This is a genomic window from Aeromonas sp. sif2416 (assembly GCF_019218665.1).
Lineage (GTDB): Bacteria > Pseudomonadota > Gammaproteobacteria > Enterobacterales > Aeromonadaceae > Aeromonas > Aeromonas encheleia.
This window is the reverse complement of sequence record NZ_JAHUXC010000001.1, coordinates 538,422-551,585: the sequence shown is the minus strand read 5'-3', so window position 1 is coordinate 551,585 and position 13,164 is coordinate 538,422. Positions and strand designations below refer to the sequence as shown.

The 13,164-nt window shown below is 62.2% G+C and carries 15 protein-coding genes; 7 read left to right on the top strand and 8 right to left on the bottom strand.

Annotated elements, in window-relative coordinates:
• Window positions 1-6 precede the first annotated feature (6 nt).
• Entirely contained in the window at window positions 7-1,320 is a 1,314-nt protein-coding gene (locus KW821_RS02520; RefSeq protein ID WP_218290289.1) for a capsule biosynthesis protein, read from the top strand.
• 67 nt (window positions 1,321-1,387) lie between these two features.
• Here KW821_RS02520 and KW821_RS02515 read toward each other — a convergent pair whose 3' ends face one another.
• The 4 genes from KW821_RS02515 to KW821_RS02500 all read right to left on the bottom strand — a co-directional run bounded on the left by KW821_RS02515 (window position 1,388) and on the right by KW821_RS02500 (window position 4,648).
• Window positions 1,388-2,080, bottom strand: a complete 693-nt coding sequence (locus KW821_RS02515; protein WP_042651497.1) for an ABC transporter permease — start codon at window positions 2,078-2,080, stop codon at window positions 1,388-1,390.
• A 3-nt stretch (window positions 2,081-2,083) separates the two neighbouring features.
• Window positions 2,084-2,824, bottom strand: coding sequence for an ABC transporter permease (locus KW821_RS02510; protein ID WP_042651496.1), 741 nt, complete (start codon window positions 2,822-2,824; stop codon window positions 2,084-2,086).
• A 212-nt stretch (window positions 2,825-3,036) separates the two neighbouring features.
• Entirely contained in the window at window positions 3,037-3,810 is a 774-nt protein-coding gene (locus tag KW821_RS02505) for an ABC transporter substrate-binding protein (RefSeq protein WP_042651495.1), read from the bottom strand.
• Window positions 3,811-3,877: 67 nt separating this feature from the next.
• Window positions 3,878-4,648, bottom strand: coding sequence for an ABC transporter ATP-binding protein (locus KW821_RS02500; RefSeq protein ID WP_218290287.1), 771 nt, complete (start codon window positions 4,646-4,648; stop codon window positions 3,878-3,880).
• A 531-nt stretch (window positions 4,649-5,179) separates the two neighbouring features.
• On the opposite strand from KW821_RS02500, the gene KW821_RS02495 reads away from it, so the two are divergent.
• Window positions 5,180-6,082: a lysine exporter LysO family protein gene (locus KW821_RS02495; protein WP_218290285.1), complete on the top strand. Its 903-nt coding sequence runs from the start codon at window positions 5,180-5,182 to the stop codon at window positions 6,080-6,082.
• 123 nt (window positions 6,083-6,205) lie between these two features.
• Window positions 6,206-6,811, top strand: a complete 606-nt coding sequence (locus KW821_RS02490) for an ACP phosphodiesterase (RefSeq protein WP_218290283.1) — start codon at window positions 6,206-6,208, stop codon at window positions 6,809-6,811.
• Window positions 6,812-6,854: 43 nt separating this feature from the next.
• On the opposite strand, the gene KW821_RS02485 is transcribed toward KW821_RS02490, so the two are convergent.
• Both KW821_RS02485 and arsC read right to left on the bottom strand, forming a co-directional pair.
• Complete coding sequence (locus KW821_RS02485; protein ID WP_042651492.1) at window positions 6,855-7,238, bottom strand: DUF2069 domain-containing protein; 384 nt, start codon at window positions 7,236-7,238, stop codon at window positions 6,855-6,857.
• A complete protein-coding gene (gene arsC, locus KW821_RS02480; RefSeq protein ID WP_042651491.1) occupies window positions 7,235-7,585 on the bottom strand; it encodes an arsenate reductase (glutaredoxin) in 351 nt (116 codons plus the stop codon). The genes KW821_RS02485 and arsC overlap by 4 nt, the downstream gene beginning before the upstream one ends.
• Before the next feature lie 60 nt (window positions 7,586-7,645).
• Here arsC and KW821_RS02475 point away from each other — a divergent pair, with 60 nt between their 5' ends.
• Window positions 7,646-8,125 (top strand): TlpA disulfide reductase family protein, encoded by a 480-nt coding sequence (locus KW821_RS02475; RefSeq protein ID WP_218290282.1) that lies wholly within the window; start codon window positions 7,646-7,648, stop codon window positions 8,123-8,125.
• A 113-nt stretch (window positions 8,126-8,238) separates the two neighbouring features.
• Here KW821_RS02475 and KW821_RS02470 read toward each other — a convergent pair whose 3' ends face one another.
• On the bottom strand, window positions 8,239-9,693 hold the full coding sequence (locus KW821_RS02470; RefSeq protein WP_371317017.1) for a M48 family metalloprotease: 1,455 nt from the start codon (window positions 9,691-9,693) through the stop codon (window positions 8,239-8,241).
• 129 nt (window positions 9,694-9,822) lie between these two features.
• Here KW821_RS02470 and KW821_RS02465 point away from each other — a divergent pair, with 129 nt between their 5' ends.
• The 3 genes from KW821_RS02465 (at window position 9,823) to KW821_RS02455 (ending at window position 12,139) form a co-directional block, all read left to right on the top strand.
• Window positions 9,823-10,068, top strand: coding sequence for a sulfurtransferase TusA family protein (locus tag KW821_RS02465; RefSeq protein ID WP_042651488.1), 246 nt, complete (start codon window positions 9,823-9,825; stop codon window positions 10,066-10,068).
• 24 nt (window positions 10,069-10,092) lie between these two features.
• Complete coding sequence (locus KW821_RS02460) at window positions 10,093-11,160, top strand: AI-2E family transporter (RefSeq protein WP_042651487.1); 1,068 nt, start codon at window positions 10,093-10,095, stop codon at window positions 11,158-11,160.
• Window positions 11,161-11,338: 178 nt separating this feature from the next.
• Window positions 11,339-12,139, top strand: coding sequence for a MipA/OmpV family protein (locus tag KW821_RS02455; protein WP_042651486.1), 801 nt, complete (start codon window positions 11,339-11,341; stop codon window positions 12,137-12,139).
• Between the two features lie 73 nt (window positions 12,140-12,212).
• Here KW821_RS02455 and KW821_RS02450 read toward each other — a convergent pair whose 3' ends face one another.
• Window positions 12,213-13,013 (bottom strand): alpha/beta fold hydrolase, encoded by an 801-nt coding sequence (locus tag KW821_RS02450; protein ID WP_218290280.1) that lies wholly within the window; start codon window positions 13,011-13,013, stop codon window positions 12,213-12,215.
• Between the last annotated feature and the right edge of the window lie 151 nt (window positions 13,014-13,164).

Genomic DNA, 13,164 nt, shown 5'->3' with positions numbered 1-13,164 from the left:
CCGTACATGAAGATTTTGCTGCTGCAAGGACCGCTCGGCCCCTTCTTTCAGACCCTCAGCCAGGCCCTGAGCGAGGCTGGCCACGAGGTGTACAAGATCCATTTCAATGGCGGGGATGAGTGCTGGCCCTGCGTGGGCCATAACGAACGCTTCACCGGCAAGCCGGAAACTTGGAACACCTTCTTTCGCCGCTTCATCAAGTGCAATGGTATAGACAGCCTGATCTGCTACGGCGATTGCCGCTTCTACCATCAGCAGGCCATCCGCATCAGCAAGCAGAAGAAGATCGCCGTCTGGGCCATGGAAGAGGGCTATCTACGTCCCGACTATGTGACCCTGGAGCAGGGGGGCGTCAATGCCTTCAGCCCGCTCTATGCCAAACGCGATCAACTGGTCGACATGGATTGGCCCGCTCCTTATGAGGCACCGCTGCAAGTGGGCAAGACCTTCGCCCGTCGCGCCTGGTATGCCAGCCGCTACCACATCAACAAGAGCCTGCTGCACTGGCGCTACCCGCATTTTGTCAATCACAGGCCCTGGAACCTCTATCAGGAGGCCAGGGGTTGGGTGGCGGGCGGCGTGGTGAAGTGGTGGCACAAGTGGGCCGATCGCAGCCTGCTCAAGGCGCTGCCGCAATACAAGGGGAAAATCTTCTTCGTCCCACTGCAGGTCACCGAAGACTTTCAGATCCGGGAACACTCCGACTTGAGCGGTGTGGAGGAGATGGTGGCCCAGGTCATGAACTCCTTTGCAGCGCACGCTCGCAGCGAGGACGTCTTGCTGTTCAAGCATCACCCCATGGACCGAGGCTATGTCAGCTATCAGTCCCAGCTCAGTCGCCTCATCACCCTGCTTGGCCTGGAAGGGCGGGTGTTCTATGGCTACGAGTTGCCACTGCCGACCCTCTACCCTCTGCTAAAAGGGGTCATCACCATCAACAGCACGGTCGGTCTCTCCGCCCTGTTGCACGATGTGCCGACCTACTGCATCGGGCGCGCCCTGTACGATCTGCAGGGTCTCACCACCCGTGGTAGCCTGGAGCAGTTCTGGCACAAGCAAAATCCAGTCTGTAGCGAAACCTTCGAGCGGATGCGTCAATCCCTGCTCCACCTGACCCAGCTCAATGCCAGCTTCTATCGCCATCTGGATATCAGTGCCATGGCGGTGGTACAGAAGATCCACCAGCACAGCGAGCAAACCGTTCCTTCCAGGCAGGGCAAGCACTCGCTGGTTTCCTCCGGCGTTGTCGGGGCCATAGGTGCGCTGAGTGCCTTGGGTTTCATGGCCGAAGAGATGCTGACACCGATGGCCATGCTGTAAGCCATTCCTACCCATAAAAAAAAGCCCGCAATATGCGGGCTTTTTTGTCTCTGCTTTATGCGCTCCATTACACGGAGCGGGGGCGCAGGTGGGCGTGCCAGCGGGTCTCCCACTTCTTGAACAGCCAGACGATGACGAAGGTCAGCAGCATGTAGAGCAGGCCAGCGGTCAGGAAGGCCTCGAACGGACTGTAGTAGCGGGAGTTGATGATCCGCGCGGCGCCGGTCAGGTCGACGATGGTGATGATGCCCGCCACCGCCGAGCCCTGCAGCATGAAGATCACCTCGTTGCTGTAGGCGGGCAGCGCACGGCGGAACGAGTTCGGCAATATGATGCGGGTGAGGGTTTGCCAGCGGGTCATGCCGAAGGCGTTGGCCGCCTCTATCTGCCCCTTGGGCATGTTGAGCACGGCGCCGCGCACTATCTCGGCGGTGTAGGCGCCGGTGTTCAGGGTGAACGCCAGCAGGGCACAGAACCAGGCCTCGGAGAACAGCTCCCAGGCGACGCTGTTCTTCAGCCACTCCCACTGGGCGGCGCCGTAGTAGATGATGAACAGCTGCACCAGCAGCGGGGTGCCGCGGAAGAAGTAGATATAGGCCCAGATCGGCCCCTTGATCAGCCAGTTGTGACTGTTGCGCAAGATGCCCATGGGCACCGCCAGCGCCAGACCCAGCGCGAGGGACGCCGCCACCAGCAGTATGGTGGTGTAGAGGCCCTGCCAGTAGGTGGGCCACTCATCGAGAATGATTGAGAAATCCATGGCTTACCTCGTCTTTATCGCGTAGTGACGCTCGGCCCACTTGAGTGCCGAGGTGGAGACCGCAGTGAAGATCAGGAAGATCAGGGCCACCGCCATGTAGAAGGTGAATGGCTGCTGGGTCGAGCCCGCCGCCAGGGACGCCTTGCGCACCATGTCATCGAGCCCGATGATGGAGACCAGCGCCGTGGTCTTGAGCAGCACCAGCCAGTTGTTGCCAAAGCCCGGCAGGGCGTGGCGCATCATCTGGGGGAACAGGATCCGCACAAACACCTGGCTAGCGCGCATGCCGAAGGCTCGGGCCGCCTCCAGCTCGCCCTTGTCCACCGCCAGGATGGCGCCGCGGAAGGTCTCGGTCATGTAGGCACCGAAGATGAAGCCGATGGTGGCCACCCCGGCCGCGAAGGGGCTGATATCGATGTAATCGGGCAGCAGGGAGACCCACTCCTGGTTCGGATTGCTCTCCAGCAGCCAGTTATTGTAGGTCTCGTTGACCCAGGTGCAGAGGTTGTTGATCAACACCTGGCCACCAAAGAACAGCAACATCATCAACACCAGGTCGGGGATGCCGCGAATGACGGTGGTGTAGCCGGTGGCGATGCCGCGCGCCCACTTGTAGGGGGAGAGCTTGGCCAGCGCCCCCAGCATGCCGAGCAGCAGGGCCAGCAGCAGCGAGGCCAGCCCCACCTCCAGCGTGACCCAGGCGCCCTCCAGCAGGGAGGTTTCATATCCTTTCAAATCAAACATATGCAGCTCCATCGCAACTAATTGACTGGGCTCGCCCTTCCCAAGCAGAGGCTCCATATCCTTTCAAATCGACCACATGCAGCTCCATTGCAACTGAGCGGGCCCGTAAACTCCCCTGGGGAGGCCACGGGCCCGAAGACTACAGACGGGGATCAAGCTGTCTGGATGACTCGCCGTGAGCGTCTCATCCTGATCCGTCGTAGACGGCGTTCTTACTCGCCGTAGACGTCGAAGTCGAAGTACTTGTCGTTGATCGCCTTGTACTTGCCGTTGGCGCGCAGGGCCAGGATGGCGGCGTTGAATTTATCTTTCAGATCCTTGTCAGCCTTGCGTACCGCGATGCCGGCACCCTCGCCAAACCACTTGGGATCGGTCAGTTTCGGGCCGACGAACTCGAAGGCATCGCCCCCTTCCTTCTTCAGCAGACCGTCGCTGATGGCGGCGGAGTCGGCCATCACATAGTCAACCCGGCCGGATTTCAGATCGAGATAGGCCTCGTCTGCGGTGCCATAGCGCTTGATGGTGGCGTTGGGGAAGTTATCGGTGATGTAGGTGTCCATGGAGGTGGCGCGCTGTACGGCCACTGTCTTGCCGTCCATGAAGGCCTTGTCGAGCTGCACTTCGGTGCCTTTCTTGGCGGCGAAGCGGGCCGGAATGTGCTGGTACTTCTGGGTGAAGTCCACCTTCTTCTTGCGCTCTTCGGTGATGTCCATGGTGGCGATGATGGCGTCATACTTGCGTGACAACAGCGCCGGGATGATACCGTCCCAGTCCTGCTTGATCAGGGTACACTTCACTTTCATCTCTTCACACAGGGCGTTGGCGATGTCGATGTCGAAACCTTTCACCTCGCCACTTGGCTCGGTCCAGGAGAAGGGAGGATAGGCCCCTTCCACCCCGATCCGCACCTCTTTCCACTCCTTGGCCATCAGGCTGCCGGAACACAGAGCAGTCACCACGGCTGTCGCCAGCATCAGCTTGTTCATGTATCTCTCCTTGATAAACACGTCGATCGTTGAAAACGAAGATTGTTGAATAATGAAATCCCGCCCATCAATAGATGGAGGAGATGAATTGCTTGAATCGTTCCGACTTGGGATGGGCGAAGATCTCCTTGGGATTGCCCTCCTCCTCCACCCTGCCCTGGTGCAGGAACATCACCTTGTTCGACACGTCGCGGGCAAACGACATCTCGTGAGTGACCACCAGCATGGTGCGCCCCTCTTCGGCCAGCTCGCGCATCAGCCCGAGCACCTCCCCCACCAGTTCGGGATCCAGCGCCGAGGTGGGCTCGTCAAACAGCATCACCTCGGGCTCCACCGCCAGGGCGCGGGCGATGGCCGCACGCTGTTGCTGGCCGCCGGAGAGGTGACCGGGATAATAGTCACGCCGCTCCCACAGGCCGACCCGGTTGAGCAACTGCTCCGCCTTGGCGATGGCCTCGGCACGGGGCACCTTCAGCACCTGGATAGGCACCTCGATGATGTTCTGCATGATGGTCATGTGCGACCAGAGATTGAAGCTTTGAAACACCATGGCCAGCCGGCTGCGAATACGCTCGACCTGGCGCATATCCTCCGGCAGCCGCTCGCCAGCCCGGTTGGCTTTCATGCGAATCAGCTCGCCATGGAGTGATACTGTGCCGGAAGAGGGGGTTTCCAGCAGATTGATACAGCGCAGAAAGGTCGACTTCCCCGAGCCGGAGGAGCCGATCAGGGAGATCACGTCCCCCTTGTGGGCCGTCATGTCGATGCCCTTGAGCACTTCGTGGGTGCCAAAATATTTGTGCAGTTCACGAACTTCCAGTGCGGCAACGTCGCTCATCCATTACAACCTTGTCTGTCCCTAGACGCCGCTACGGCGCGACTCCACCATCGCAAATTTAACAAAAAGTTAACCGATGGCAACCTTCAGCGAAAATATCATTCAGGTAGTTAAAAAACAATACAGAACCGAGGTATTTAGTGGTTTATCTGTATTTTTATTGGCCTTGGTGGTATTTTTCAGCACTTTGTCTGCATAAAATCCGCTTTGCACCACCTCTGAGATACCGCCTTTTTATACCCGGAACGCACCAGTGGCAAGAAGATTCAGCCATTTCAGTCAGAAGCCGTTCAGAGTCACTTTATTCATCCCTGTTCAGTCGAACAAAACGCACTTTTTTCGAAATGGAATTGATTTCATTGGCGATGACGACCCGAGGCCAGGGCACTTCGGGAAGGGGGCTTCGCAATGAAAAGGTAACAATCCGATAAAAAAAGGGCCGAATGAAACATACAAACTCATGGATATATGACTCTTGGCCAATAAGTAGTGGTAATGTGTCGTTTTCCCAGTTTTGTGACCGAGGCCCCAATGTTGCTGAATGTGTTGCTGATCCTGCTGCCGTTAGGTGTCGGCTATCTTGTCCCCCTCTCTTCTACCCGGCTCATCAAGCTGATCAATCAGTCCCTCGGCAAGATGGTCTACCTCATCCTGTTTCTGATGGGGCTGGGGCTGGCCTATGTGGAGAACCTCGGCAGCAACCTGGCGGTGATCTTCAAGGTGGCCGGGGTGATGCTGGCCGCCATCACCGCCTGCAACTTGCTGGCGCTCTGGTGGCTGGACAAGCGCAGCCCGCCGACCCACGAGGCACCCGATGCCAGGATGCCGAGCAAGCTGCATCTGTTGTGGGAGTCCCTACAGCTCTGCTTCGTGGTGCTGGCCGGGGTCGGCCTCGGCCTGCTGGTCGATCTGCGCGCCCTGCCCATCGACAAGTGGAGCGAGTGGGCCCTGATGCTGTTGCTGCTGCTCATCGGCATCCAGATGCGCAACTCCGGCATGCGGCTGCGCCAGATCCTGCTCAACCCCTGGGGCATGAAGATAGCCGCCACCGTCATCCTCAGCAGCTGGCTCGGCAGCCTGCTGGCGGCCCAGTTGCTCGACATGCCGTTCAGCCATGCCCTGGCGCTGGCCTCCAGCTTCGGCTGGTATTCGCTGTCGGGCATCCTGGTGGCCGACAAGCTGGGCCCTGTGCTCGGCTCCGCCGCCTTCATCAACGATCTGGGGCGTGAACTCATCGCCATCCTCATCATTCCCATGCTGATGCGCCGTCACCCCTCCGCCGCCATCGGCTATGGCGGCGCCACCGCGCTGGACTTCACCCTGCCGGTGATCCAGAAGTCCGGCGGCATCCAGGTCGTGCCGGTGGCCATCGTCTCCGGCTTCATCCTGAGCCTGCTCGGCCCCATCCTGATACTGGCCTTCCTCGCCATCTGAGCCGGGCCGGCCACGGCCCCTCCCTGCGCCGGCGGATCTGCCAGCTCTATGCCATAGGCAAGGGCCGGCAGATCCGCTAGGCTCAGCCACAGTCACCCTCAGCCACGGTCAACGCCCGCCCCCATGAACTATCTGGCTCACCTGCATCTGGCCGCCCACACCCACAGCTCCCTCACCGGCAATCTGCTGGGGGACTTCGTCAAGGGACCGCTGCCGAGCACCCTGGGCCCCGCCTTTGACGAGGGGATCTGGCTGCATCGCAAGATAGATGCCTTCACCGACGCGCATCCCGAGCACAGGGCCGCCGTCGGCCGCTTCGAGGCACCCTGGCGCCGCTTTGGCGGCATCCTGGTCGACATGCTCTATGACCACTGGCTCTGCCGGCACTGGCCGCAATTTACCGCAGAGCCCCTGCCCCGCTTCCTGAGCGAGAGCTATGGCCAACTGCTGGCGGATCACGTTCTGCTGCCGGACGGCCTGCCCCTGCCCCTGCGCCGGATGGCGGAGCAGAACTGGATCGCCTCATACCACAGCAGGGAGGGGCTGACCCGCGCCCTCAATGGCATCGGCCACCGGCTGCGCCGCCCGCTGCCACTGGGGGAGGCGCTCAGCACCCTGGATGAGGCCAAGTGGCGAGCCTGCGAGCAGGGCTTCCTGCGCTTCTACCCCGAGCTGATCCTGTTTAGCGAGCGGCAGCTGGCGGCCCGGCGCCACGGCGCGCCGGCATAAAAAAACGCCCCATGCGGGGCGTCTCATCAGGGCTGAAGCTGGCCTATTCGGCCTGATCCTTCTTCTTGCGAATGCTGAGCCCCAGCTCACGACCGCGCAGGCGGGCGTAGTAGATGGTGCCGACGAAGGCGAGCGTAGTGAACACCAACTCCACCACCGCCAGCGCGCGCTCCCCCTCGTCCGTGGTGATCAGGGTCAGGGCATGGAGGAAATAGGGCATCAGCACGAAGTTGCCCCAGGCATGGGTATAAGGGTTGCCCTGCGCTATGCCCTTGAGCGGGAACAGCAGCGGCACGGTCCAGATCACCGGCAGCAGCCAGGGGTTGAGCCCAGGGTGAGGCGAGAGCCACAGGTGCCACAGGATGACCCAGGCCAGCAGGCCGAAGAAGCCGACCAGGGTCAGCAGGCGGGCGAAGCGAGTGGTCACTTGAGGATCTCCAGCACCTGCTCCGGCGGGCGACCGATGCGGGCCTTGCCATCGCGGATGACGATGGGGCGCTCGATGAGCTTGGGGTGCTGATGCATGGCGCTAATGAGCGCATCGCCACTCTGGGCGGCCAGTTCCAGCTCCCGATAGAGATCTTCCTTGGTACGCATCAGCTGGCGGGGATCCTCGAACCCGAGCTGCGCCAGCAGGGTCCGAATTTGTGCCTCGCTCGGCGCCTGTTCCAGATAGAGCACCACCTCAGGGGCGATCCCGTGCTGCTCCAGCAGGGCCAGGGTTTCACGGCTCTTGGAGCAGCGCGGATTGTGGTAAATTTGGGTCTCGCTCATGGTAACTCCCTGATTGAACGCAAGATGGGACAAGAAACGGCGCTATTGTAGGGGAAACGGATGCACAGGGTAAGCGCAAGGGGACTGGAAATGAAACGAATTTGTTGGCTGTTTGTGGCCACTCTGCTGGGGGCCTGTTCGCCGCCCCCCGGCTTCACCGATGCCGCCGGCAAGCAGGTTGCGCTGGCCGAATTCGCCGACAAGCCGCTGCTGGTCAACTACTTCGCCCCCTGGTGCGCCCCCTGCCTGCGGGAGATGCCGCTGCTCGCGGCGCTGCAGCGGGAGGGCAAAATCAGGGTCATCGCCATCAACTATGATCCGGCCTCCCCCGCCGAGCTGACCGAGCTGGCCCAACGCTACCGGATTGCCGTGCCCCTGATGATCCCCCTCGATGAGGCCAGCCTGCCCTTCCCCCGTCCGAGCGCGCTGCCCACCAGCTATCTGCTCGATGAAGCAGGCAAGTTGCAAGAGACCCTGCAGGGGGAGCTCGACGAAGCCAGGCTCGCCACCCTCAGCGCCTGGGCGGCGAGAGGCCGATAGCGACTCGGCGCTTGTCTCGTCGAGGGCATGTCGGGGGGCACAGGGCTGACCAGAAAGAGAACGGGGCGCACCCTCACAGGCACACCCCGTTTACTGTGCTATCCCCTGGCGTATCAGCCCTTCAGGCTGTCCAGGTCCTTCTTCGCCCGCTCCAGCTGGGTGATACGGGCCTCGATGCGGGCCAGGGTCAGCTTGTCGCTGGTGGTGCCACGGGCCACGATCAGCTCGTCGATGGCGGCCTGATAATCCCCGCGCAGGGAGAGCGTCTCCGCCCTGGCCATGTGCAAGTCCGTCATCCGTCCGGCCTTGCGATAGGCATCGGACAGCAGGCTCCAGGCCAGGCTGTTCTCCTCGTGCTCCCGGGCGTAAGGATCCAGGATGGCGATGGACTTCTTGTAGTTACCCGCCTCCAGATAGGCGTTGCCGAGGTTGACCACCACCACCTCGTTGTCCGGCATGCGGGTGCGGAACCGCTCCAGCCGGGCGATGGCCTGAGCACTGCGCCCCTTGGCGAGATCGATGTCGGTCAGGGCATCCACCATGAACAGGTCTTCGGGATGGCGCGCCGCCAGCTGCTGCATCAGGGCATCGGCCTCGTCGGTACGCTTGAGCTGCAACAGCACCAGCGCCTTGCCGTAGAGGGCGGCATCCTTGAGGGGATAATCCCCCTTCTGCAACCGGCTGTCGAAGTAGGTGAGCAGCCCCTGCGGGCTCTCGGTGCCGTAGCGCACCTGGATGCGCACCTTGGCCAGCCAGAAATCGAGGCTGGGCGGCAGGGTCCGTAGCCCATAGCTGCTGGCACGGGAGCGGGCCTCGCTGATCCGGGTCTCGGGCAGCGGGTGAGTGAGCAGCATCTCAGGCGGCTTGCTGGCGTAGCGGTACTCGGCCGCCAGCTTCTGGAAGAAGGTGGCCATGCCCATGGGATCGAAACCGGCGTCATACAGGGTCTTCATGCCGATCCGATCCGCTTCGTATTCGTTGTCGCGGGTGTAGTTGATGGCCGATTGCATCGACAGCCCGAGCGTCGCCTGCAGGGCGGCGATACCGGCGGTGGGGTTGATCACCGCGAGCGCGATGGAACCCACCAGACCGGCCAGGGTCATGGCAGAGCTGCTGGCCTGCGCCTCCATGTAACGGGCGATGTGGCGCTGGGTCACGTGGGTGATTTCGTGGGCCAGCACCGAGGCGAGCTCGCTCTCGCTGTCGGCGTAGAGGAACAGACCTGTGTGCACCTTGACCCGGCCCCCCAGGAAGGCGGCCGCGTTGATGCTGGGATCGTTGATGAGGAAGAAGGTAAACGGGAAACGTACCCCATCGGCGTTGGTGAGCAGGCGCTGACCGAGATCATCGATGTACTCGCTCAGCACGGGATCGTCGATGATGGGCAAGCCCGCCCTGGCGAAACGCATGAAGGCATTGCCATAGCGCACTTCCTGCTCGATGGGCAGGGCTGCGACCCCGGCAGTACCGATGTCGGGCAGCTGGTTGCTCGCCTGGGCATGGAAGGTGGCCCCCATCAGGGAAACCAGCATGGGAAGCGATGCCATCAAGGGGGAAAAACGGGCCACGTTATCTCTATCTCCATCGGAAAAGGCTCTGGCAGAATACCCTTGCCTATCAAGGCTCACAAGCGTTGTTTCATACTGGTATCACGGCCATAATGGCGGCCACTGCGCGCGATGGAGCCTCCCCTTAATATGGAACAGCAATGGGAACAGCTCGACCTGACCCCCTGGCGTTGTCCCGAGCCCCTCATCCGGCTCAAGCTCTGGCTGCGCCGCGCCCAACCCGGTCAATCCCTGCACATCCTGCTGGGAGATCCCGGCTCAAGACAGGACATTCCGGCCTGGCTGCGTCGCCAGGGCCATCAGGTTCTGCAACTGCAGGAGTCCGAAGCCTGCCTCTCTTTGCAGCTAGTCGTCGGGGTCATGCCGTCGTCATGATCCCAGTAATGTAAGGAAGCTCCGATGTTAGAAGTCTTGAAGCGCTGGTATCAGACCCGTTTTTCCGATCCGGCCGCCGTCACCCTGTTCCTGCTGCTGGTGTTCTGCTTTGCCGTGCTCTGGCTGTTCGGCGATCTGCTGGCGCCTCTGCTGGTGGCGCTGGTGATGGCCTATCTGCTGGAGTGGCCGGTGATCCGGCTGCAACGGGCCGGGCTCTCCCGCACCCTGGCCACCAGCCTGGTGCTGTTGCTGTTCGTCGCGCTGACCACCATGGCCCTGCTGGGGTTGATCCCGACCCTGGTGAGCCAGGGCATCAACCTGGCCAAGGAGGCGCCCGCCATGCTGGCCCACGCCCAGGACTATGTGCGTGGACTGCCGGATAAATACCCCGACGTCGTCGACATCAGCCTGGTCGAGACCCTGATCGACAACATCCGCCAACGCATCCTGACCGGCGGCGAGCAGCTGGTGAGCGCCTCCCTGAGCTCGTTGGTCAATGTGGTCGCCATCCTGATCTACGTCATCCTGGTGCCGCTGATGGTGTTCTTCATGCTCAAGGACAAGCAGGTGCTGATGGGCAGCCTGCGCCGCTTCCTGCCGCGCAACCGCACCCTGGTCAACCGGGTCTGGGTGGAGATGAACGATCAGATCATCAACTACATCCGTGGCAAGGTGATCGAGATCCTCATCGTCGGGGTGGCCACCTACATCCCCTTCGCCCTGATGGGACTGCGCTACTCGGTGCTGCTGGCGGTGGCGGTCGGCCTGTCTGCGCTCATCCCCTACATCGGGGTCGCGGTGGTGACCATCCCCGTCGCCATGGTGGCCCTGTTCCAGTGGGGGCTGACCCCCGACTTTGCCTGGCTGATGGTGGCCTATCTGGTGGTACAGGGTCTGGATGGCAACCTGCTGGTGCCCCTGCTGTTCTCCGAGGCGGTCAACCTGCACCCGGTCGCCATCATCATCGCCGTGCTGGTATTCGGCGGTCTGTGGGGCTTCTGGGGGATCTTCTTCGCCATTCCGCTCGCGACCCTGGTCAAGGCGGTGCTCAATGCCTGGCCCAAGCGGGACGACTCCATCCCGGTCGCCTGATCATCTTCCTCAGGTTTGCCGCGCAGCCGATCGGTGGCAAGCTATGATAGTGAGGACGCAAGCCCTCAGAGGCCGGTGATGAGCAGTATCGGCCGCTGATGAAAGCACGCTATCATGCTCGGCCAGGCCCCACAGGGATGTGGCCAATACGACCTGTTCACCATGCTTTGGAGAGACGATGACACCAATCCGTCAGCTTGCCGCCACCTGTTCCCTCTTGCTGTTGCTTTCCCCCGTCGCCCGGGCCGAGGTCGATCTCGGCTCACTCGATATCTTCGTGCAGGACAGCCCGACCAGCCCGGTGCCCAAGGGGCTGGTGCTGGGCGGTGCCGTCATCGGCGGCAATGCCCGCTATCAGGGCCAGGACGATACCGCCCTCGCGCTGCCCGGCTTCATCTACTTTGGCGAGCAGTTCATGTTCCTCGGGGACAGGGCCCGCTACTACTTCCACAAGGATGACAGCTTCGCCGCCTACGGTTACGGCAGGGTGCGCTTTGGCAACCTGGACCCCGACGATGCCCCCGAGCTGGCGGGCATGGAGGAGCGCGAGTGGGAGCTGGAGGGTGGCGTCGGCGCCAGCCTGATCACCCCCTATGCCCTGCTCAGCACCCGGCTCAGCACGGACGTCACCGGGACCAGCAACGGTCAGGAGCTGCTGCTGTGGGCCGACTTCCCCATACTGCGGGACAAGCTGCTCATCATGCCCGGCATGGGGGTGATGATCCGCAGCAGCAAGCTGGCAAACTACTACTTTGGCGGCGTCTCGGGGAATGAGGCCACGGCGCAGCGTCCCGAGTGGGACACCGGCACCACCTTCTCCCCCATGGCCGCCCTCATCACCAGCTACCGCTTCAGCCCCCACTGGATCGGCATGTTTGCCGCCAACTACGAGTTCTATGACAAAGACGTCGCCAACAGCCCCATAGTCCAGCACGATGGGGAGCTCTACGCCGGCTTCGCCGTGGGTTACATCTGGTAGGCCCCACCGTCGGCCAGCAAAAAGGGAGCCCAAGGCTCCCTTTTTTACTGTGGCCCTCAGCGACCGGCCGTCATCACAGGCTGGCCAGAAACTCGGCCAGCGCCCGGTTGACGAACTCGGGATTCTCCAGGGTCGAGATATGGCCCGCGGCCGGGATCTCCTTGAAGGGGCAGGCCAGCGTCTCGGCCATCAGATAGCCTTCCAGCACGGGGCGAGCCTTGTCCTCACAGCCGGTCATCACCAGGCTCGGCACCGTGATCTCTTCGAGCCACTCCATGCGATCCTCGCGGGTCACGAAGCTGCGCCCCACCGCCACCAGGCTCGCCACCTTGTCCGCTGGCCAGCTGGCGAGGCGTGCCTTGAAGCCCGCCATCAGTGCCGCATCCGGTTGATGGGCGAAGAACAGCGGCGCCACCTGCTCCACGATGGGCGCCGGTATGCTGCCAAGCTGCTCGATGGCGGCGAGCATGGCGAGATAGCGCTCGCAGGGGATCTGGGGCTCCCAGCCGACGAAGCTGTCCATCAGCACCAGTCCCTTGAGGCGCGTCGGCGCCAGCCTGGCCAGCTCCACGCCCCACATGCCGCCGATGGAGAGCCCTACCAGCACGAACTCATCCACGCCGAGGGCATCGAGCAGGGCCAGGTGATCCCGGGCCAGGGTCGCCAGGGAGCAGGGCCCCTCCGGCAACGGGTCGGAATCGCCGTGCCCCCACAGCTCGGGCACTACGCAGCGGTATTGTCCCTTGAGGGCGGCCACTTGCGGCGCCCACATGGCGCTGTCCCACAGATAGCTGTGGCCAAACAACAGGACCGGGCCCTGGCCCTCGTCCAGATAGGCCAGCTGACGACCTGCTATCTCCATCAATTGTTTCATGTTTTCTCCTGTTGCCGGCAAACGGGGCGGCAGTGTAGCACGACCACGTTGGCCCTGGCCTCCCCCACCGCGGGAGGACGTCGCCCGTGACGCAGAAAGCACCAGGCCATCGCTCGCCACGGGTTTGCCGAGTGCCGGGCAATAAAAAGCC